General features: G+C 47.9%; 20 protein-coding genes. 10 read left to right on the top strand and 10 right to left on the bottom strand.

All coding sequences use genetic code 11. The annotated features are described in order from the left end of the window. Positions 1 to 105: 105 nt before the first annotated feature. Positions 106 to 720: a LysE family translocator gene (locus CWC33_RS05945; RefSeq protein ID WP_100691187.1), complete on the top strand. Its 615-nt coding sequence runs from the start codon at positions 106 to 108 to the stop codon at positions 718 to 720. 84 nt (positions 721 to 804) lie between these two features. Next, positions 805 to 1,914 carry a sensor domain-containing diguanylate cyclase gene (locus CWC33_RS05940; RefSeq protein WP_100691186.1) on the top strand — a complete coding sequence of 370 codons (1,110 nt, stop codon included), beginning with the start codon at positions 805 to 807 and terminating at the stop codon, positions 1,912 to 1,914. A gap of 2 nt (positions 1,915 to 1,916) precedes the next feature. Here CWC33_RS05940 and CWC33_RS05935 read toward each other — a convergent pair whose 3' ends face one another. Together CWC33_RS05935 and CWC33_RS05930 are read right to left on the bottom strand one after the other, a co-directional pair. Then, positions 1,917 to 2,777, bottom strand: a complete 861-nt coding sequence (locus CWC33_RS05935) for a hypothetical protein (protein ID WP_100691185.1) — start codon at positions 2,775 to 2,777, stop codon at positions 1,917 to 1,919. Continuing rightward, entirely contained in the window at positions 2,774 to 3,520 is a 747-nt protein-coding gene (locus CWC33_RS05930; RefSeq protein ID WP_100691184.1) for a hypothetical protein, read from the bottom strand. Before CWC33_RS05930 ends, CWC33_RS05935 begins: the two co-directional genes overlap by 4 nt. A 124-nt stretch (positions 3,521 to 3,644) precedes the next feature. Here CWC33_RS05930 and CWC33_RS05925 point away from each other — a divergent pair, with 124 nt between their 5' ends. Next, complete coding sequence (locus CWC33_RS05925) at positions 3,645 to 4,790, top strand: sensor histidine kinase (RefSeq protein WP_100691183.1); 1,146 nt, start codon at positions 3,645 to 3,647, stop codon at positions 4,788 to 4,790. Next, positions 4,787 to 5,437 carry a response regulator gene (locus CWC33_RS05920; protein ID WP_100691182.1) on the top strand — a complete coding sequence of 217 codons (651 nt, stop codon included), beginning with the start codon at positions 4,787 to 4,789 and terminating at the stop codon, positions 5,435 to 5,437. Before CWC33_RS05925 ends, CWC33_RS05920 begins: the two co-directional genes overlap by 4 nt. Position 5,438: 1 nt before the next feature. Here CWC33_RS05920 and CWC33_RS05915 read toward each other — a convergent pair whose 3' ends face one another. After that, the gene (locus tag CWC33_RS05915; RefSeq protein ID WP_100691181.1) at positions 5,439 to 7,310 is read right to left on the bottom strand and encodes a DUF885 domain-containing protein; all 1,872 of its coding nucleotides are present in this window, start codon (positions 7,308 to 7,310) and stop codon (positions 5,439 to 5,441) included. Positions 7,311 to 7,405: 95 nt separating this feature from the next. Here CWC33_RS05915 and CWC33_RS05910 point away from each other — a divergent pair, with 95 nt between their 5' ends. Both CWC33_RS05910 and CWC33_RS05905 read left to right on the top strand, forming a co-directional pair. Further along, entirely contained in the window at positions 7,406 to 7,657 is a 252-nt protein-coding gene (locus CWC33_RS05910) for a hypothetical protein (RefSeq protein ID WP_053953456.1), read from the top strand. A 6-nt stretch (positions 7,658 to 7,663) separates the two neighbouring features. After that, a complete protein-coding gene (locus CWC33_RS05905) occupies positions 7,664 to 8,770 on the top strand; it encodes a threonine aldolase family protein (RefSeq protein WP_100691180.1) in 1,107 nt (368 codons plus the stop codon). 3 nt (positions 8,771 to 8,773) lie between these two features. On the opposite strand, the gene CWC33_RS05900 is transcribed toward CWC33_RS05905, so the two are convergent. Next, positions 8,774 to 9,223 (bottom strand): DUF6746 family protein, encoded by a 450-nt coding sequence (locus tag CWC33_RS05900; protein WP_232709856.1) that lies wholly within the window; start codon positions 9,221 to 9,223, stop codon positions 8,774 to 8,776. Positions 9,224 to 9,341: 118 nt separating this feature from the next. On the opposite strand from CWC33_RS05900, the gene CWC33_RS05895 reads away from it, so the two are divergent. Then, positions 9,342 to 10,412, top strand: coding sequence for a transporter substrate-binding domain-containing protein (locus CWC33_RS05895; RefSeq protein WP_100691179.1), 1,071 nt, complete (start codon positions 9,342 to 9,344; stop codon positions 10,410 to 10,412). An 11-nt stretch (positions 10,413 to 10,423) separates the two neighbouring features. On the opposite strand, the gene CWC33_RS05890 is transcribed toward CWC33_RS05895, so the two are convergent. Together CWC33_RS05890 and CWC33_RS05885 are read right to left on the bottom strand one after the other, a co-directional pair. Next, positions 10,424 to 11,248, bottom strand: a complete 825-nt coding sequence (locus tag CWC33_RS05890; protein WP_100691178.1) for a mechanosensitive ion channel family protein — start codon at positions 11,246 to 11,248, stop codon at positions 10,424 to 10,426. Between the two features lie 11 nt (positions 11,249 to 11,259). After that, entirely contained in the window at positions 11,260 to 12,267 is a 1,008-nt protein-coding gene (locus tag CWC33_RS05885; RefSeq protein WP_100691177.1) for a hypothetical protein, read from the bottom strand. A 227-nt stretch (positions 12,268 to 12,494) separates the two neighbouring features. Here CWC33_RS05885 and CWC33_RS05880 point away from each other — a divergent pair, with 227 nt between their 5' ends. After that, positions 12,495 to 12,968, top strand: coding sequence for an Hsp20 family protein (locus tag CWC33_RS05880; protein ID WP_088767163.1), 474 nt, complete (start codon positions 12,495 to 12,497; stop codon positions 12,966 to 12,968). Between the two features lie 41 nt (positions 12,969 to 13,009). Here the strand turns inward: CWC33_RS05880 and CWC33_RS05875 are convergent, their stop codons facing one another. The 3 genes from CWC33_RS05875 to recQ are packed head-to-tail and all read right to left on the bottom strand — an operon-like array spanning position 13,010 to position 17,892. Further along, the gene (locus CWC33_RS05875; protein WP_100691176.1) at positions 13,010 to 15,790 is read right to left on the bottom strand and encodes an EAL domain-containing protein; all 2,781 of its coding nucleotides are present in this window, start codon (positions 15,788 to 15,790) and stop codon (positions 13,010 to 13,012) included. Further along, complete coding sequence (locus tag CWC33_RS05870) at positions 15,774 to 16,046, bottom strand: DUF3630 family protein (RefSeq protein WP_100691175.1); 273 nt, start codon at positions 16,044 to 16,046, stop codon at positions 15,774 to 15,776. The genes CWC33_RS05875 and CWC33_RS05870 overlap by 17 nt, the downstream gene beginning before the upstream one ends. Then, positions 16,039 to 17,892 carry a DNA helicase RecQ gene (gene recQ / locus CWC33_RS05865; protein WP_100692286.1) on the bottom strand — a complete coding sequence of 618 codons (1,854 nt, stop codon included), beginning with the start codon at positions 17,890 to 17,892 and terminating at the stop codon, positions 16,039 to 16,041. The genes CWC33_RS05870 and recQ overlap by 8 nt, the downstream gene beginning before the upstream one ends. Before the next feature lie 68 nt (positions 17,893 to 17,960). On the opposite strand from recQ, the gene CWC33_RS05860 reads away from it, so the two are divergent. After that, complete coding sequence (locus CWC33_RS05860; protein WP_100691174.1) at positions 17,961 to 18,425, top strand: thioesterase family protein; 465 nt, start codon at positions 17,961 to 17,963, stop codon at positions 18,423 to 18,425. Positions 18,426 to 18,447: 22 nt separating this feature from the next. Further along, positions 18,448 to 19,380, top strand: a complete 933-nt coding sequence (rarD, locus tag CWC33_RS05855; RefSeq protein ID WP_100691173.1) for an EamA family transporter RarD — start codon at positions 18,448 to 18,450, stop codon at positions 19,378 to 19,380. Here the strand turns inward: rarD and CWC33_RS05850 are convergent. Next, a complete protein-coding gene (locus CWC33_RS05850) occupies positions 19,357 to 19,779 on the bottom strand; it encodes an OsmC family protein (protein ID WP_100691172.1) in 423 nt (140 codons plus the stop codon). The genes rarD and CWC33_RS05850 overlap by 24 nt on opposite strands. Positions 19,780 to 19,841: the final 62 nt, after the last annotated feature.

Here is a 19,841-nt window from a genome sequence, read left to right as displayed (position 1 = left end):
CTGCTCTCCTTAAAACCGGTTCCATGAAATGCCATGGTATCGTATATTTTTAAAGACACCAGTATAAGACTCAATGCGTCACTTTATGTCGTAATAAGGAAGGCTATGGAAATTTTTATCGCGGTATTTTTCTTTGCGTTTTCGACCACCATTACGCCGGGTCCCAACAATATAATGATCATGTCTTCTGGTGTGAACTACGGGGTAAAATCCAGTTTGCCGCATTTCCTCGGTATCTGTTTGGGGTTTCCGGCGATGGTGTTGGTGGTCGGTATGGGCTTTGGCTCGGTGTTGGAACAATTCCCGTTGCTGCACCAAATGATAAAAATTGCCGGCACGCTCTATTTGCTGTGGCTCGCCTGGGTGATTGGTTCGCAAACACCCAAAGCCATAGAGAAGGGTGACCGTAAACCACTGACGTTTTGGCAGGCGGTTCTCTTTCAGTGGGTGAATGGTAAAGCCTGGGTCATGGCGACCGGCGCAGTCGCCGCATTTACCACCGTAGCGGGTACACTCTGGTCTGAAGTCATGGAAATAACCGCAGCGTTTTTAGCGGTGGCCTTTCCTTGTGTTGGTGTTTGGCTTGTTGCCGGTGCTGGCTTGCGTCAATTACTGACCAACCATACGGCACAGCGCATTTTCAATGTTTCAATGGCTCTCCTGTTAGTCTTTTCCGTGTTACCGGTCGTATTTGATATTTGGACGTTTTACACAGACTGAACAACTCTTAAAATAACACAAAAATAACATTTACCTTGTGTTGTGTCTGTGCTTAACTGACAGTGTAAACGGTCGGAAGGATTCATGGACGCCATAAATACTCAAGTTACTTTTAACCAATTAATATCTGAGCTTTCGTCTCGTTTAATTAACAGCGAGCCAGCAGAAACCTACGAGTGCATTGAGGAAGTTATAGAGGCATTTGGCAGCTATGCCGGTGCTGATCGGTGTTATGTATTCGAGTTTGATGATGCTGTTGCCAATATGACCAACACGCACGAATGGGTGCGGGATGGGTTTGAAGCACACATTGACGATTTGCAGTCTGTCGGCATCGATGATCTCCCTTGGTTTTTCAATGAAATAAAGACACATCAACTCTTCATTGTTAACGATGTGGAATTACTTCCCCCCGAAGCTGATGCCGAAAAGCAAGAATTCCGGCGCGAACACATTAAGTCCGTTATCTGTGTGGGTATAGTAGCCAAGCACCAATTACTGGGTTTTGTCGGCTGTGACAGGGTCCAGAAAAAGCATCGGTGGACACCAGAAGAAGTTCGCTGTTTAAAATTGGTCGCCAATATTATTGCCAATACGCTAGAGCGACAACGAACCTACGCAGAGCTTATTCATACTCAGCGTGAACTGGAAAAAGCCAACCGGCTTCTTCATGCCCAAGTCTCTCAGGATGGTTTAACCGGCATTGCCAACCGCCGTGCTTTTGACGAGCGTATCCACAATGAAATTCAGCGTGCGATGCGAGAGCAGTCAGCGCTGTCTCTACTGATTATTGATATTGACCATTTTAAACACTATAACGACCATTACGGACACTTACAGGGAGATCAGGCTCTTAAAGGGGTCGCCAATGCCCTCTTTGATTTATTTCAGCGTAATACTGACTTTGTGGCGCGTTACGGTGGGGAAGAGTTTGTTGCTGTAATTTCAGCGACGGACAGGAAGAAGACCGAAGACAGCGTTAACCATTTGCTTGAGTCCGTTAGAGCGCTACAACTATCTCACGAGACCTCAGGTATAGCCCCCTATTTGACCGTTAGCGTCGGAGGCTATATTCATAGCCCAGAAACTGACGAAGACATCGATGCGCTTGCCGAGAAAATGATAGCCAAAGCAGACTCGGCGCTGTATCGCGCCAAGTCGGATGGCCGAAATCGAGGGTATTTAGATGACTAACCTTATTGCGCCAACTGTTTTTGCAGTTCTTTATCGTCAACACCTTTAAGTTCTGCCAGCAGTTGCTCTGACGTCTCTGTATCGCCTTTTAACGCGAGTAACTGTGCTTTTCTGTACTGAGCCCAGTGTGGCTCAGGTAGATTCTCTAACGACGCCTTCTCCAGGTAATTATTGAGCGCGGCAATGCCTGCATCAATATGACTCTCTGCTAAAACGGCGGTTTTTCCAATCTGGTACAACGCCATACTGACTGCCGAACCGTCATCAGACACACCTGCTTTAGCTTTTTCAAACAACTTGAAGGCGGCGTCAAATTCTTCCGCACGCTGTTTCTGTAGACCGGCATAAAGCAAAACATCCGCATTATTTGGGTGTGCTGCTATGGTTTCTTCCAGCAAAGACTCAGCTTCCATCATTTTTTCATGCTTACGAAAATACCCAACTTTAGCGAGCGCCCCTTGTGCCGGGTCTAACGCCATCATTTTCTCAATTTGCGCCAGCGCTTTTTCGTCATCACCGCCGGCAATAGAAGGCGCCATTAAATAAAACTGCATCAGGGCTCGACGGTATTTAATACTGTCAGGCGCCAGCTCAACGGCTTTCTCAAAGGAGTCCACTGACTTGCCGGCGTAACTCATCGCACTGAAAAAGGCATTTTGTGCCTGTTGCGCCATCACCACCCCACGGGTATGCCAGGCTTCCGCGTTTTCCGGCTCTTTTTTCACCCATTCTTCAACGCTGTCTTCAGCGCTATCAAGTGAGCCATCAGCCAACTGCTGTTGAATGACCTGTTTCGTTTCCACCTCGGCATAAACACCGGGCGCAAAAATTAATGTTGTAAGTAAGAATAAAAGCCACCTCACGAGAGTTCTCCTTGTTCGTATTTTTGTGACCATAAAAATATAAGCACCGTACCTACAACACCCGGCACTACCCAGAATAACAATTGCCAATGCCCTAAATGAGCCAGCACATGCCGCGCGCCAAAAGCGAAAAACGCTGTATAAACGGCTATACCTGAACCACACATTGAACTTAAATGCTCTATCAACCAGGCATTCTTCTTAACTGAGGGCGAAAATGCAAAACGCAACATTTGATACACGTTTACTAACCCTAAAATGCCAAAAATAATGTGTAACCAAGGGCTGACAAACTGAATAGCAGGCGTATTCATGCTTTGCCATAGCAGTACCAGAGACATCACCGCCAGACACCCAATCATCGATAGATAGCTGAATGTACGCAAGTTATCGCGACTTCGTTTCGACCGCAAAACAACGGTTGCGTTCCGAACCGACGCAAAAGTAAACACGGAAAGGAACAACAGCAAGGTCCAAAAGAACCGAATACCCTCGATAACGACCTCAGGTCTTTGGCTATTGGCAATGATATCCGCTTTAAAATAACCCGGCGCCACTAATACCATGACTGACATGACGATGGCTGAAATCGCTACCGTATTCATGGTCCAGACATACGCCTTACCAAACCGGCGATGATTCAAGGCACCTTTTTTGGTTATCACCGGTATCCAAAATAGCGCCATGGCTATGGCCCCAAAAACGATGTGCAAATAAAGTAAAACGCTGTGTAGTGTCAACATAATAACCCCTCCTGTTTTTTACAGATTAGGGCTATTACTTGGTGTCAGTGAGTGCAAGAAGTCACTTTCTCAAACGTGACTTTTGGCCTATTGTCAAATGCTGGGCTGCAGGCATACTTAACGCATGAATATAAAATCAGTTACATCCAAATACATCGATCAAGAGCAGTGGGTTGCGGTGCTGTCCTGGGCGCTGTTGTCCTCGTTTTGTCTTTACTTACTAGGTCAAAGAGAGCAAACACCGTTTTTTAGCTCGCACTGGATCCTTTCCGCAGTATTCTTTGTGGTTTTCATGGTTTGTTTCACAATAGCGACCCGAGAACAGCCCTACAAAAACGAGCCCTGGTTACGTCTCAGTCTTGTCTTTGTTCAATTGGTCGCTATTTTCAGTTTGTATTACTTAATACCCTATAGTGTTGTCGCCATATTGATGACGATTTGCGTGGCGCAGCTGCCTTATTACACCAGTATTCGAAACTCTGTGCTTATCTCTATTCCGCTATCGGTGCCATTATGGTTGATTTACCAGTTTGGCTGGGGCGACAGCTATGCCTGGATATCCGCCATTCTGTTCTGGGCATTTAATTTGTTCGCTATAGTGACCATGGGCACCCGTCTGAGAGAGACAGAAGCACTCGAGCGCGAGCTGGCAATAAACCGGGAGCTTCGGGCAACACAAATGCTGCTGGAAGAAGCCAGTAAACAGAACGAACGGACAAGAATAGCTCGCAATATTCACGATTTAATAGGCCACCACCTAACGGCTCTTTCCATTAACTTACAGGTGGCTTCCCGAAAAGCGGGCGATGATTTAAAGCCGACGTTAGAAAAGAGCCAGAGTATTACCAAATTATTGCTTTCAGATGTTCGTGAAGCGGTTTCCGACTTACGTGACTCGGCCGTTCTGGATATAGAAAAAGCATTACAGTCGCTGGCTTACCGCTCGACAGATAAACAAGTTGAGGTGACGTGTCAGAAAAACCTCGGCATTCAAGCCATTGATATTGCCGAGGCAGTTTTGAGGATATCGCAAGAGGCCGTGACAAACTTCCTGAAACACTCCAATGGCAACCGACAAAGTATTTCGTTATCTCGTCAAGGTAATACGCTTTGTCTTTTTATTGAAGATAACGGGTCTGTTCAACATTTTAAGGAAGGAAATGGACTGACGGGTATGCAAGAGCGTGCCAATGACGTTGGCGCAGAACTCATCGTAGAAGCAAAAGGCAGAGGCTTTAATCTTCAACTAACGTTTGAGGATAATGTATGAGCATTAACGTTCTGTTAGTTGACGACCAAACATTAGTTCGGGAAGGTCTTAGCTCACTTTTATCACTATCGGACAATGTGACCGTTGTTGCGCAAGCAAGCTCTGGCAAGGAGGCTCTTGAGAAAAATGCCCAACACTCCATTGACGTTATCCTGATGGATATTCGAATGCCCGACATGGATGGTATAGAGGCGGTAGAAACATTAAGAAGTAACGGCTGCCAGACTCCCGTGTTAATGCTCACGACGTTTGATGACCACGAGTCTATTATGAGAGCCATTCAAGCGGGTGCAGAAGGGTACTTATTAAAAGATGTCTCTCTGGAGATGCTGGTTGACGCAATTGCCGCGCTATCTCAGGGAAAAACATGGCTTCAACCGGCCATTACGGAGCGCATTCTAACTGGCTTAAAAAATAACAAGAGCACAGAGAGCATTGACGACAAAACGCTTGTAGAACCCCTGACAGATAAAGAAGTTGCCGTGTTGAGACTGATTGCAGCGGGGCTAAGTAATCACGAAATTGCGGAAAGCTTGTTTAAATCAACCGGGACAGTCAAGAATCAAGTGTCCTCACTAATGGCAAAGCTCGGGGTGCGTGACCGCACCCGAGCTGTGCTTAAAGCCATTGATATTGGCTTACTGTAAACTAGGCTTGTTTCTGCTTCTCAACCCACTGGTCAACACGACGCTCCAGAATGTGCAGTGGTAAAGCACCACCACCCAAAATGGTGTCGTGGAAGCCGCGAATATCAAACTTATCGCCTAACGCTTCTTTGGCTTCTTCACGCAGTTCCAGAATGCGGATCATGCCAATTTTGTACGCGGTTGCCTGACCCGGCATCACGAGATAGCGACGCACTTCTGAGCGCACCGCCCCTTCTGCGATTGGGGTATGCTCCTGGAAGTACTTCACCGCTTCCTCTTCTGTCCAGCCTTTCGCGTGCATGCCAGTATCCACAACTAAACGCACCGCCCGCCAAATTTCCGTGGTTAAGCGGCCAAAGTCCGAGTAAGGATTTTCATAAGCGCCCATCTCTTTGGCCAGCTGCTCTGCGTACAAGCCCCAGCCTTCACTGTAGACCGTAAAACCAGCCTGAGTACGAAACTCCGGTACGGACTCCAGCTCCTGTGCAATGGAAATTTGCATATGGTGACCCGGGTTACCTTCATGATAAGCAATAGCTTCCATCTCATTTTTCGGCATAGAGCTCATGTCCGATAAATGCGCATAGTAAATGCCCGGGCGCTCACCGTCCGGCGAGCCTGGATAGTAATGCTGAGCTGCGCCGTCCTGCTCTCGGAAAGGCTCAACGCGTTTCACGATCAAGTCTGCTTTTGGCAAAATCCCGAAATACTCTGGCAACTTTTCATTTATATACGCCAGATATTCCCGAGAATCTTCCAGATACATTTCAGCGCCTTCGTCGTTGTTCGGATAGAAAAATTGCTCGTCAGTGCGAATAAAGGTGAAAAACTCCTGCAGATCACCTTCAAAGCCCACTTTATCTTTAATCGCTATCATTTCCTGAGTCAGCCGCTCCACTTCATTTAAACCAATTTGGTGAATCTCGTCTGCGGTCAGGTCGGTAGTCGTATAATTTTTCAGTAAGGCGTTGTAGTAGGCTTTACCGTTTTCCAGGCGATGTACGCCAGTGGCGACTTCGTCGGTATTTTCGATGTCGCTTTCAAGAAAGCTGATGAGCGCTTCATAACTTGGGCGAAAGCGTTCTAATAGCGCTTTGCGTACTTCTTTCTCGTATTTGTCGGCTTGTTCGGCGGAGATCTCGTCATTTTCCTGAAGAGCGCTCAGTTTATTCTTAGCATCATTCAGTAAACTCGAGTCACCTTCTTCATCGAACGGCGCGCCTGAAATAAGCCCCTTCGCTTCTTTTATGACTTGTTCGTAAGCAAAACGCGGCGCACGAACGCCGTTTTCAACCTGCTGCTTCGCACGCTGTAATAACTGTTCGATGGCTGTTGCACCACCGTTAATGCGAGAAATATAAGCTTCCATATCTTCTGCACCATCAACCCGGTGGAAGTTAATTAAAAACTGAGGAAGGAAAGTATGTGCACCACGCATTTGGTCAAATACATAACCCATGCCACGGAACTCAGCGTTACGCTTGGCTTGCTCGTATTGATAAACCCAGACATCGTACGACGTTTGCGCTTCCTGTCCTAGCTTGTCGTAGTCGAAATTGGCTTTTAACTCTTCAACGCTATTTTCAAGCCACTGCAGCTGCTTCTTTTCAGCGGCCACGGTCATGTCATCTATGTCACCGTAGCGGTCTTTGCGACCCAGGAAAGTCATTTGAATGGGACTTTGCTGCAGTTGCTCTTCGTATTTGTTTTCAAACCACTGATTCAGGCGTTCCGTTTCAGATTGTGATGTTTGCTCCGTCTGCTTTTGTTGTTCAGCAGCCATTTGAGAACTTTGGCCAGAATTGCTTTCTTGCGGTTGTCCGCAGGCCGTTAATAAGCCCAAAACAGCCAGGGCGACGATGGAATAACGCATAGGGGTGTCCTTTAATTCTTCTTTTTGATTAGGAAGAAAAACTATAGCGCGCTTGTTACACTAAAGGAAATGCTTAAATTGTAACCGACTGTTTTATGGCGAAACCGAACAAGAAGGGGCCGGTTCGCACCGTGCAGATTTCTTGTCTGCAGTGCAAAACGCCCATATTTAAATACAGAAAGGGTGGTAAAGGCGCGCTGGTAAAGTGTTTTATTGAGCGCATTGTTGAAGATCACACCACCAAACCGTGCCATTGCCCCGGTTGTGGGCAGGAATTTGCGCGCGAGACAATGATTCGCGGTACGCCCGCCTATAAGATTATTGGCGGCAAGGTGCACTCAAAGTAGGTAACTATGACACTCTCTATTCCGGAAAAAACCAAACAGGCGTATTCTCGAGCGGCCGAGCAGGCAAACTCTTCTCTGCTGCGTCAGCCACAGCGGAGTATGGCGGAGGGGCTGCACTTATTAGCCGATGAGGTCAAGCAAAACGAAAAACGCGATGTCTACGGCAGTGGCGCGCTTATTAATGATTTTGAAGATGAGGTGGCGAAGCTGCTCGGCAAACCTGCGGCGCTATTTTTGCCAACTGGAACCTTAGCTCAGCCACTGGCGTTACGTATTCACGCTGACCAACGCCAGCGCAATGGCGTTGCTTTACACCCGACCTCGCATTTAATGCTGCACGAGCAAATGGGGTTTGAAGCGCTGTGGGGGCTGAACGGCACAACCACAGGTACCGCTGATAAGCCAATAGCCCTGGACGATTTAAAAGGTGTGCAGACCAGCGATCTCAGTAGTATTTTGCTGGAGCTACCAATGCGGGAAATAGGCGGTCGACTGCCACACTGGGATGATTTGGTTTCTCAATCTGAATGGGCGAGAGCCAACGATATCGCTATGCATTTAGACGGTGCAAGACTTTGGCAGGTACCGGCAGCTTATGGTTGTTCGCTCGCCGAAGTCTGTGAGCTTTTTGATTCGGTTTACGTCAGTTTTTACAAAGACTTAGGCGCTATTTCCGGTGCTATCCTGGCTGGTTCAGAGGCGTTTATTGAGCAAGCCAAAGTCTGGACTCGTCGAGCCGGTGGTAATGTCATTACCCAATACCCACAAGTGATTTCAGCTCGCCGGAGTTTGCGTGAGAACCTGCCACTTATGGAAGACGCTGTGAATTATTCCAAAGCGTTAGGCGATGCGCTGAATGAACTGGATGGAATTCGGGTTAACCCACAAAAACCACAAACAGCCATGTTTCACCTGCACTTCGCGATGAACCCAGAGACCTTGAGTGAAAAAATCGCTGCGTACGTCAGCAATAGTGGCGTGACGATTCTGCCTCTGCCCAGAGCGGAGATAAATGGCGAATCGATTTGCGAGATACCCATTGGAAGGAATGCAATGTCGCAGCCACAAAGCTTCTGGCTACGACACTTTAAAGCATTTTTAGAGACACTGTGACGCTTAGTGGTTACTATGACCACTGTGCTCATTGTGCTTCATGTGCTCTTTATGGTTTCCATTATGATGTTGATTATGTTTACCCAGCACATGATTCAACGTTTCAAGGTAGCTTTTACCGAAGCCTTCAACACGTTGTTTATTCATTGCCTCCGAGCCCAGGTGTACCTCTTCCAGCGAGTTAGCAGCAACATCCAACTCCTTGCTCAAACGGGCAAGTGCCACCTCTAGTGTGTAGGTCAGTTCATGCACTTTCGCCATATCTTTCGGTGGCATATCGCCTTCGATGATTTTCTGCAATTCTGCATTATATTTGTTCAGGTTCATAATGGCCTGATGCAAATTGTCAGATGGCTCTGGCTTAAAATGCTGGTACTGCTGTTCTTCTTGGGCAAAACCTGGCATTGACGTGGCTAAAACGAAAGCCGCTACGATGGTGTAAAATAGCTTCATAAAACCTCCTAAAATAACAATAATTCTCATTCTCTTGCATGAGCAAAGGTTAGTCAACAATTCGTTCGTTACCTGATAGTATTCCTTTGATACTCATCAATCCACAATAGGGATACGCATGTCGCTCCGTTTTGTCCTAGCTCTTCTGTTAATGACGTTATCGTCAACTTTTACGTTTAATGCAAATGCACAACCTGAAGAGCCGTTAAAGGTGGCGGTCAGGGTTAATCCGCCATTTGTTATTGAAAAAAATGGCGACTACCAAGGGCTAGCCGTAACCTTGTGGAAAGACATAGCTACTCAACTCGAGCGACCATACGAATTACACCCCGTTTCTTTGAATAATCTACTTACCGGAGTTGAAGCCGGGAAGTACGATCTTGGTATTGGCGCTTTGACCATCACGTCACAACGAGAGTCCGTCATCGATTTTAGCCAGCCCTTTCACAATGCCGGCCTCGCCGTTGCCGTGCCAAGCAATAACACATCAACCTGGTGGGCGGTCACTAAGCGTTTCGTATCCTTCGAGTTTTTAAAAGTCATCTTGGTTTTAAGTGGCGTCCTTTTTGTAGCCGGTGCTTTAGTTTGGTTCTTTGAGCGCAAGGAAAACCCTGAAGAATTTTCCGAGCAGCCGATAAATGGCTTAGGCTCGGGCTTTTGGTGGGCGGCGGTGACAATGACCACCGTTGGTTATGGCGATAAATCTCCACGTAGTCTTGGCGGGCGAGTGGTCAGTCTTATTTGGATGTTTACCTGCGTCATCATCATTTCAAGCTTTACCGCATCGATTGCTTCATCGCTCACGGTGTCACAGTTTCAATCGAAAGTTAGCAGTGCAAACGATCTCCCCAATGCTCGTGTGGCGACATTAGGCAATTCAGCAACGGCGGCGTGGTTAGAACAACAGAATATTGGCTATGAAAGTTTTACCGATTTGAATGCGGCGCTTAAAAAGCTCAATGCCGGGCAGCTTGATGCCGTTGTCTATGACGAACCCATTTTACGTTATTCAATGCGTACCAATGCGCTTAACAATATCAGACTCTTGCCTGAACGTGTCCTGCCCCAGGATTATGGTTTCGCCTTACCGCAAGGGAGCGAGCTACGGGAGCCGTTAAATAGGGCACTATTAGACACCGTACAGTCAGCACAATGGCGAAGTGAGTTACAGCGCTACCTGGGTCAGTAGCGCTGCTCTTACTAAGAGGAGAGCTCTAACGCTTCGTCTGATTCTACTTTCGCAAACTTAACGCCAAGCTCAAGTAAACGGCGCTTTCCTCTTGCGGTCATATCGGTAATAAACTGGAACTGCTGCCGGGGGTCAATTGGATAGGCTTTTAAGCGATATTTAGTGCCCCACGGTTGCTCGGCTGCGGTTACAGTTATGGGCTTACCAAGCTGCAGGTATGGGCTGGTCAAGGCAACTTCTTCCAGCGCATCGCGAATTTGAAAGGCATCCGCTTCCGGCTGGGTATAAAACTCGGCAATACACATTAAGCTGGGGCCACCATTATTCGCATTATGTATTAGGTTATCCCACAGTTTAAGGTGTGGCACCCAGATAACCGTGTCGTCATTGGTCACCAGTTCGACCGTGCGCATGCCGATATGAGTCACTTCACCGTACGTCCCGTCGACTTCTATCCAGTCTCCCGGCCGATAGGGCATTTCATGAATAGCCACGACGCCTGCAATTAAGCTACTCACATAGTCTTTCAGCGCAAAGCCTATGGCTAAACCAGCCGCGCCCAGGGTTGCAACCATGTTCTGCAGTGTGGGCTCGATAATACGCGGCACTATCATCACCAGCGCCAGCACTAAAATGACAATGCGTAGCATGGGTACCAGCGCCAGCGTATACAGTCGGCGTTTGCCGTGCAGCTGTGAGGCTACCCATGGCAGTACTTTTTGTGTAAGCCAGACGAAAGCAACCGCAAAAGCAATAATGACGGCGATTTCAAAGATGGCAAACGCGTCGAGTGACTTAAATATACCGGCAACGTCTTTCAGAGATTCCGTTTCCATTACTGAGCCCCTTAAAATTTATCGAGCCAAAAGCCGCGAGACGCTAAAAAGTCACGGACAACCGGGTAGCCTCTGGCAGTGACATACCAGCTTTGGCCAAGCGCTTTATCGTCATGCTTTGTTATAAGCGATTGCTGTTGCAAAAGTTGCAGCTGAATCTGAAGCTGACTCACAGAAACAATTGGCAAAGTCTGGGCAAGCTGCTCCGTTGTAAGCCCTTTATGAACTAACAGGGCATAACAGACAAAGGCTGTTGCGTCACTCGCTTCATGAGGAAGCTGCGGCGTTTCAAAAGCTTTATCGCTGTTACTGTGATAACGATCGGAGTAAGCCGCAGCGATACCCGGGTTGCCGCGACTAAGCGCTGCTAATGCCCTTAGTCGGCCTTCACCACGGGCCAGCCCGATTTGTTCCAGCGCCTGATCATCGAGCCCTTGTAGAGTCCATAATTCGGAAACCGGAACTGGCCAAACTTTTTCTAAAAACGCCCATGCCCAGCTGTCACACACAATAAGTCCCTTGCCCGCATCGCCGGACAAGGCTTTTGCAAGAAATTCCCGAGTCCAGCGCAAACCATTAGTTTGTCTTAAAAAAGTGTGCGCCAATTGCGGCATGAGCCACACTTTGGTTTTGGTGAATTTCGGGGAAGGTAGGTCATTCGACTGGCAGAGGGTGTCTCGATCCGGCAGCTTCATTGTCGACATACCATTTTGCTTCGCCCATTGTTGCGCAGCTTCCGAAACGCCCGAATGAGGCGGCGCAATAACCCAACGCAAACTGTTGTCGTCTTTGTCCTTAAGCCAGCTTGAAAAAGCACTATCCAGTTCTTTTATCGCCGTATCCAGCTTTAATTCATACGCATTGTCATGCTCGTTTTGCTCGTCACTTTCATGCTCTGGAGACAGCCAGTGAGTAAAGTTTTGCCACCATTTTTTTACCGTAATAACGGTTGGCACCGCAGGCCGTTCAAACTCATTAACCGTTACCCACTGCCAGGCTTTTTTGGGCGCTTCTGCCATCGCTTTTTCCCTGTTCTGTTCGCCAGAAAATAACTTCCTATCCGTCGATAATAGAGCGCCTTTCAAATGAGTCCAATGAAAAAATATTAAAAAGATCTCTTGAAAGCTATTTGAGCAGTACACATATAGGAGTTAAGGCCGGTGTCTCAAAGAGAGCCGCCTTAAACGACACACGCTGTGTCAATTTATTAACCATTTAACAGTTATTGCTTCTAAGGAGAATGACTATGGCAACTATCGACTTAAGCCCTCTATATCGTAGCAGTGTAGGTTTCGACCGCATGGCGTCTTTGCTGGACTCGGCACTACGCTCAGATACTGGTGCAACTGGGTATCCTCCCTACAACATTGAATTGGTGGCCGAAAACCAATACGCCATTACGCTGGCGGTTGCAGGTTTCGAGGATAACGACTTAGAAATTGAAGTAGAAAATGGTGTTCTTCGTGTAACCGGTAAAAAAGCCGAAGAAAACGAAAAACGTGAATTTCTACACCGTGGCATTGCCAACCGTGCCTTCGAACGTAAGTTCAGCTTAGCTGAACACATTGAAGTCACCGGCGCGGCTTTGAAAAACGGTCTGCTGACTATTGGCTTAGTGAAAAACATTCCTGAAGCCATGAAGCCAAAACGTATTAGCATTGGTAGCTCAACAAAAGAGTTGCTTGAGAACCGTTCTAAAAGCCAAGAAGGTGCTGCGTAAATTCATGCACTGGATGAGGGGCGGTGAATAACCGCCTCTTTTTAACGTTGCCACTCGACTGGGTGCCCACAGACAAACCCCTGGATATAGTCTACGCCCAGCTGAGTGAGTTTAATACGAATCTCGTCACTTTCTACGCCAACAGCACACACTTCCACGTTCGCCGCTTTGGCTAAACGAACACAACTGGCGACAAGCTCGGCGTCAACAGGGTCAATAAGCATATTCTGAACCCAGAAACGATTCACCTTTATTTGCGTCAGCGGCAGCTGTCGTAATAACTGAAATGAATTATAGCTGCTGCCAAACTGATCCACCGCCGTTCCAATACCCAACTCTGTTAAATTTTTAAACAGCTGATACGTTTGGTCGAAGTGCTTGAAGGCATCGGGTTCAGACACTTCAAATACTAACTGATTAGGCTGAATAACCGAGTTTTTCAAAGCCGCTTCAATGAATTGAATAAAGCTTTCATCTTCGAGACTTTGCGTCGACAAATTAATATGGCAACGCCAGGTTCGGGTCGCTTCAAATGGATTCTCATTGAAATGCTCAACGGCCTCTCGCACTAACCATCGGTCAGCTTTACCCATAACACCGGCTCTCAGCGCTGCTCGTAAAAACTGTTGGGGCGCAACGGGTTCATCTGTCGTTGAGTCGGGCAAGCGCAGCAGAAGTTCAATACAATGTTTGTCGGCATTACGGGCAGCGCTTATTATTGGCTGAGCAAACAATGCCCAGTTTTCTTCACGCAACGCCTTTTTGAGTTTTTGCTCCCACTCTAATTCCGCCTCGCCTAATAGACGCTTTTGATCAGCCTCACTGTATGAGTGCACTCGGTAGTCACCTTGCTGCATAGCGAGTTTTAAAGCCTCACGGCCTTGTCTTAGTAAAGTACTGGCAGACACTTCCGATGAGTCCGAATAGGCAATACCGGCATGGGCAGTGAGCTGATAAATACGTTTATCACTATTGAACCGGAACTCTTTACAATATTGCACTAAGCGATGCGCCTGAGCGAAAACGGACTGTTCGTCTTCGGTATTCAACAGTGCAATTTCATGCTCACTGATTCTTGCGATACGCGAATATTTCGGAGCTTTTCGCTTCAAGTTTATCGCCAACTGCAAAATAGCCTGGTCTCGTGCATCGGTGCCCGCTTGATCCGCAATAATATCCAAGCCCGATAACTTTATAATTGTTATACAAACGGCTTTATTGGCGTCAAGCCGAGACTGTAGCAAACGCCTGAATTCACGCACATTTAACAAGCCTGTGACGGCGTCATGGCGCGCCAAAAAGTCCAGGTGAATTTCCGCCTCCATGCGTTTGGTAACGTCGGCAATACGACCCGTGTTGTCACCGAAATACTCGACATCTAACCAGATTTTACGCCCATCGAGCCGATCCACAGAAGTTAGCTGCCGTTTTCCTTCAATAACAAACCCCTTAGGCCAGTGCGCTTTAATTTGGTCAAGCGAATGAGCGGCGAGAATGTTTAGCATTTGCTGGTTAACCTGTTTAAAAGAGCCGTCATCGTTCAGACGGAACCAACCCTCCCCGGTACGCTGTAATAACTGCCACAGTCGCCGCCTTAAAGTTTTTCTATTTTTTTTGAGCCCGGCAATACGGCGCATCAACCGGTTAAGACGATGCCTTTCCAGAGCCAACAGGAACATCATGACGGTTACTGTCATTGTGCTGTAAAGTAACAGGCCAGATATCCCTTCCCAGATAGGATTATATCGGGGCGATATCAGCAGCCAAGCGACAATAACGGTTATCGCCAGTAAAAACGTTTGCCAGCGAAAGCCAGAAATCGGCTGCTTCTGGATACTTCTCAATACGACCACGGCAGTCCATATTAGTAAGCCGTTAACTTGAGCGATAACCAGTGCACTCTGCCAACGGTCATCCAGCCAGGGCAACCCAATGGTAAAACCTAATACGGCTGCCAAAACCACATACCCAATTCGATTGAACCGGGACAACCGGAAGCGAAACCGCCCCCACTCCCAAATGAACCAGGCCATGGTTAATATAAGCAGCTGACTCACATAAGTTTTTAAGGATGCTGCGATATCAGGGGAGTAAGGTGAGAAATAAGTAATCCAAACTCCACTGTGCAGTAACAAAGACAAAGTAAATGCAGCACTCACACAGCCAAACGTCAACAATAACCGACTCTTGAAAAGCTGCGCAGAGACAAAAGCAGCCAGTGCCAATAAAATAAGAATACCGGCGTTTACACCCAAGGCGGTTTGTTGTTGCTGTTGACGAAGCTCTAGTTCGGTCGACTGCCACAAACTGATGGTCGGCATTTGCTCCGGCCACTGCTGAACCGCAGTCACTAGCCAAACAGTTTTGTTCGCCGGTAAAGTCACCGGCAGCACCTGCTCATGAGATAAATGAGGACGCTGCATGAGAGGGGTTGAAAAACTGTTGGACCGCTGACTCAGCATTGTGCCGTTGGTATCGAGCACAAAAACGCTGACCGACTGTAAAAACGGATCGCTGAACTTCACATAGAAAGTTTGTGAGCGGTTACTTCGGTTGTAAAGCGGTACGCTACTCCAGATGTTCGGTTTTGTACCGGCGTAATTATGCTGGCTGAGCCCTTCTGAGCTTAACCAGCGCGACGGTTCATTAACGGCAAGCCTATCAACCGACACTGACGCATCGACGACGCGGTATTTAAAGTGCTGATTCAGAGTGACTTTCGAGGTTTGCGCAGACACGGAAACGGGCGTGCGAACTTCTGCACCCGCCAGCAGCGGAAGCAACAGTAACAACCATAGTGCGTGTTTAAAGATAGTCTGCATGTCGTAAGTTCTTTATAACCTCGTCACTCATACCTTCTAGTGCTTGTAACCAGACTGCGTCACAGATTTCTGAATAGAATAATAGCCAATGCTGGTTATTAATAGTCAGGCGCCAGCAAAACTGATCAGCCGCCACCTCTTTTTCCCGAATGTCAGCGTTAATCACATCGCATAAGGTCGCCACCCAGCTGTCAAGCTCGTGCTCGGCCGGTGTGTTTTTCAAGGTAACAACTGAGTTCTCTTGAGATTCAACCATTAAATAACTGCCGCTCACTTGTTCCGGCTAAAAACTCTTCAATAGCGCTCATAAATTCCTGACCATAACGAGCCAGTTTCACTTCACCAACACCATTGATATCCAACATGTCGGCGGCGGTTGTCGGATAATGAACACACATTTCCACCAATGCAGCGTCACTGAACACCACAAAAGGTGCCACTTGTTCTTTGTCCGCAATGTCTTTACGAAGTTTCCGCAAACGCCGGAAGAGTATTTTATTATAGTCGCCACGGTCGGTAATTCGGGTTTTAGTTGCAGTAAGCTCGAGCCTTGGTTTGGCTAACTCTAACGGCACTTCACCTTTTAACACCGGGCGCGCCGCCTCGGTCAGCTGTAAGGCCGCAAACCGACGAATATCCTGAATAATCAGCCCCCGGTGAATCAGTTGGCGCAATACCGAAAACCAATGCTCCTGTGGTTTTGCCTTACCGAGCCCGTAGGTGGTCAATGTGTCATGACCAAGCTCAAGGACTCGCTGAGCTTTGGAGCCTCGCAATACTTCAACCACATGGTTAATACCAAACTGTTGCCCCACACGGTAAACACAACTAAGCGCTTTTTGGGCGTCTTCCAGAGCGTCGTAACGAGTAGGCGGATCCAAACACAAATCACAGTTTCCGCACTCTTTATCGGAATACTCATTAAAGTAGTTCAATACGACAAGGCGGCGACAGGTCTGAGCTTCGGCCATGGCCTGCATGGCTGAGAACTTCTGCGCTTCCACGGCCCGACGCTGCTCATTATCGTGCTCGTCTATCATCCGGCGTATCCACTGCGCATCTCGCGGATCGTAAAGCATCATCGCTTCCGCTGGCAGACCGTCCCGTCCGGCTCGCCCGGTTTCCTGATAGTACGACTCGACGCTACGCGGAATATCAAAATGCACAACAAAACGAATGTTCGGCTTGTTGATACCCATACCAAACGCCACCGTGGCCACCACAACATCAATATCGTCACGCAGAAACTGCCGCAGGGTCGTTTCCTTGAGCGTATGCTCCAGCCCCGCATGATAAGGCGCCGCCCGAACGCCCGACTGCTGCAAACTTTCCGCCAGTTCTTCGGTTTTCTTGCGGCTACCACAATAAATGATACCGGCCACGCCTTTTTGTTTTTTGACGTAGTCTTTAACCTGCTTTAGCGGTTTATACTTTTCCTGAACCACGTAACGAATATTGGGGCGGTCAAATGAGCTGCGGTGCACTAATGGCGCACTCAAATGCAGCCGTTCAATAATGTCATGCTGGGTGGCTGAGTCCGCGGTGGCCGTTAAGGCCATAAAAGGTGTGTTCGGCAAATAGCTGCGCAACACACCCAGCTGACCATACTCTGGTCTGAAGTCATGCCCCCACTGGCTAATACAATGCGCTTCATCAACAGCGATAAACGACAGATTCAGCGTTTGTAAGCGTTCAATAAAACTCGGCTGCAAAATACGCTCAGGGCTAACGTACAGCAGTTTAATGTCGCCGCGCTGTAATGCCTGCAACGTGTTCATTGACTGTTCTGCTGATACACCTGAGTGCAAGGTCGCGGCGTTTATATCAAGCGCATTCAGTGCTTCCACTTGATCTTGCATGAGCGACAACAGCGGCGAAATAACCACGGCCACACCGTCGCTGCATATTGCCGGCAGCTGGTAACATAATGACTTACCACCGCCCGTCGGCATGAGCACCAGCGAATCGCGCCCGTTCAGAGCCGCGTCCATAATGTCCCGTTGACCCTCACGAAACTCATGGTAACCAAAGACAGATTCAAGCTTCGACTGAAGCGGATCCTGCGCCAGTTGTTCTGCAGTGCTGACTGCGGTACTACTCATGGTCGGCATCGTTTATTGACTTATGAAGTAACATCCTCTTATTGTAAGCGTCCTGTTCATTAATAACCATGCCCAAAATGGATACACAAACAATACTGACAAAAGTTTCCGACTTTATGAACACGCGGGTACCGTTTCAACAGTTACTTGGCTTTGAAATTACGGAATTTAACCCGGCACGTGGTGAGCTAAAGTTCCAATGGAAAGACGAGTTATTAGGCAATGTCCCACAACGCATTTTGCACGGTGGTGTCACCGCAACCGCGTTAGATACGGCAGGTGGTTTGGTGGCTATAGCGGGTATGATTGACCGTTTAGAAGACCCCAGTGAAAGTTACCTAATGGAGCGCCTGAGTCGTTGTGGTACAATTGACCTTCGTGTTGATTTTCTTCGCCCAGGCCGGGGTAAAACTTTTATCGCCAGCGCCACGATTATTCGCTCGGGCAATAAAGTGGCGGTTGCCCGAATGGAACTGCATAACGAAGAAGGCACACACATCGCTTTTGGAACCGGCACCTACCTCGTCGGTTAAGCTCTGATTAAGGAAAGCCAGTATGTCCGATGACGCTGTTCGGGCCCGGCAAGGCGTTTTCTTCGCACTTGCCGCCTACACATTCTGGGGCGTTGCGCCTGTTTATTTCAAACTCGTAAAGCAAGTTCCGGCTTTTGAAATACTCGCTCACCGTATTATTTGGGCGTTTTTAATGGTCTTTGTGTTAATTGTTGCGATGAAGCGGCTGGACCGAATTCGCCCCATTCTAAAAAGCCGTAAGTTAGTCATTCGACTCACACTGGCCACTTGTTTGCTTGGTGGCAACTGGTTTTTGTTCATCTGGGCAGTTAATAGCAACCACATGCTGGATGCCAGCCTTGGTTATTACATTAACCCCTTGCTGAATGTCGCCATTGGCATGATTTTTTTCTCTGAACGTATGCGCCGCCTGCAACTGGTCGCTATCGGTTTAGCCGTAGTTGGTGTGGCTATTCAGGTCATTACCTTTGGTTCAGTACCGTGGGTGGCTTTGGCACTGGCCTCCAGCTTCGCTACCTATGGAGCGATTCGTAAGCGTTTGCCTGTCGACTCCATTAGTGGGTTGTGGCTGGAAACCGCGATACTGCTGCCAGTTATGCTGATTTATCTGTTCGGGTTTGCAAGCTCAGCAACGAGTGACTTAACGACCAACCCATGGACACTCAACTTATTGCTGGTGGCAGCCGGACTTGTCACGACTATTCCGCTGCTGTGCTTTACCGCTGCCGCACAACGACTGCGCTATGCAACCTTAGGCTTTTTCCAGTACATCGCCCCGACGCTGATGTTCGCATTAGCAGTCGCTATTTATGGCGAGCCTCTTGAGGAAAGTAAGCTAGTGACTTTCGTTATTATCTGGAGTGCGCTGGCACTGTACAGTTTCGATTCAATTATACAGCGCCAGCGAGATAGAAAAGCGAAGAAGTTAGCTTCAGCTGAGGCTGGCATCCATTGAGATGTCAGCGTTTAGCACTTTGCTGACTGGGCAACCTTCTTTGGCGTTGTTCGCCAGTTCCTGAAACTTGTCGTCGCTAATATCGGGGATGCTGGCTTTTACCGTCAGATGAATTTTATCGATAGCAAAACCATCGTCCTGCTCGACCAGCGACACTTCGGCTTTCGCATCAATATTATCGGCTTCATAACCGGCTTCACCCAGCATTAATGAAAACGCCATGGCGTAGCAGCCAGCGTGAGCGGCACCAATGAGCTCTTCGGGGTTGGTGCCTTTGCCTTCTTCAAAGCGGCTTTTAAATGAATACTGAGTTTTATCCAAAATACCACTTTGCGTCGAAACAACACCTGAGCCTTCTTTAATACTGCCTTTCCAATGTGCATTTGCTGTGCGTTTCATAAAGCACCTCCAACTTTTATGTGTGTACTATAAACATAGTTGAAAAATGCACTTTTTGATCA

It is taken from the genome of Idiomarina sp. X4 (assembly GCF_002808045.1).
GTDB lineage: Bacteria > Pseudomonadota > Gammaproteobacteria > Enterobacterales > Alteromonadaceae > Idiomarina.
The sequence above is the reverse complement of the archived record's forward strand: the minus strand, read 5'-3'. Positions and strand labels throughout refer to the sequence as shown.

Excerpts from the sequence above, each read along its gene's own strand:
- CWC33_RS05945 (WP_100691187.1), top strand. The coding sequence starts at position 106 with ATGGAAATTTTTATCGCGGTATTTTTCTTTGCGTTTTCGACCACCATT.
- CWC33_RS05940 (WP_100691186.1), top strand. The coding sequence starts at position 805 with ATGGACGCCATAAATACTCAAGTTACTTTTAACCAATTAATATCTGAG.
- CWC33_RS05930 (WP_100691184.1), bottom strand. The coding sequence starts at position 3,520 with ATGTTGACACTACACAGCGTTTTACTTTATTTGCACATCGTTTTTGGG.
- CWC33_RS05925 (WP_100691183.1), top strand. The coding sequence starts at position 3,645 with ATGAATATAAAATCAGTTACATCCAAATACATCGATCAAGAGCAGTGG.
- CWC33_RS05920 (WP_100691182.1), top strand. The coding sequence starts at position 4,787 with ATGAGCATTAACGTTCTGTTAGTTGACGACCAAACATTAGTTCGGGAA.
- CWC33_RS05915 (WP_100691181.1), bottom strand. The coding sequence starts at position 7,310 with ATGCGTTATTCCATCGTCGCCCTGGCTGTTTTGGGCTTATTAACGGCC.
- CWC33_RS05910 (WP_053953456.1), top strand. The coding sequence starts at position 7,406 with ATGGCGAAACCGAACAAGAAGGGGCCGGTTCGCACCGTGCAGATTTCT.
- CWC33_RS05905 (WP_100691180.1), top strand. The coding sequence starts at position 7,664 with ATGACACTCTCTATTCCGGAAAAAACCAAACAGGCGTATTCTCGAGCG.
- CWC33_RS05900 (WP_232709856.1), bottom strand. The coding sequence starts at position 9,223 with ATGAAGCTATTTTACACCATCGTAGCGGCTTTCGTTTTAGCCACGTCA.
- CWC33_RS05895 (WP_100691179.1), top strand. The coding sequence starts at position 9,342 with ATGTCGCTCCGTTTTGTCCTAGCTCTTCTGTTAATGACGTTATCGTCA.
- CWC33_RS05890 (WP_100691178.1), bottom strand. The coding sequence starts at position 11,248 with ATGGAAACGGAATCTCTGAAAGACGTTGCCGGTATATTTAAGTCACTC.
- CWC33_RS05885 (WP_100691177.1), bottom strand. The coding sequence starts at position 12,267 with ATGGCAGAAGCGCCCAAAAAAGCCTGGCAGTGGGTAACGGTTAATGAG.
- CWC33_RS05880 (WP_088767163.1), top strand. The coding sequence starts at position 12,495 with ATGGCAACTATCGACTTAAGCCCTCTATATCGTAGCAGTGTAGGTTTC.
- CWC33_RS05875 (WP_100691176.1), bottom strand. The coding sequence starts at position 15,790 with ATGCAGACTATCTTTAAACACGCACTATGGTTGTTACTGTTGCTTCCG.
- CWC33_RS05870 (WP_100691175.1), bottom strand. The coding sequence starts at position 16,046 with ATGGTTGAATCTCAAGAGAACTCAGTTGTTACCTTGAAAAACACACCG.
- recQ (WP_100692286.1), bottom strand. The coding sequence starts at position 17,892 with ATGAGTAGTACCGCAGTCAGCACTGCAGAACAACTGGCGCAGGATCCG.
- CWC33_RS05860 (WP_100691174.1), top strand. The coding sequence starts at position 17,961 with ATGCCCAAAATGGATACACAAACAATACTGACAAAAGTTTCCGACTTT.
- rarD (WP_100691173.1), top strand. The coding sequence starts at position 18,448 with ATGTCCGATGACGCTGTTCGGGCCCGGCAAGGCGTTTTCTTCGCACTT.
- CWC33_RS05850 (WP_100691172.1), bottom strand. The coding sequence starts at position 19,779 with ATGAAACGCACAGCAAATGCACATTGGAAAGGCAGTATTAAAGAAGGC.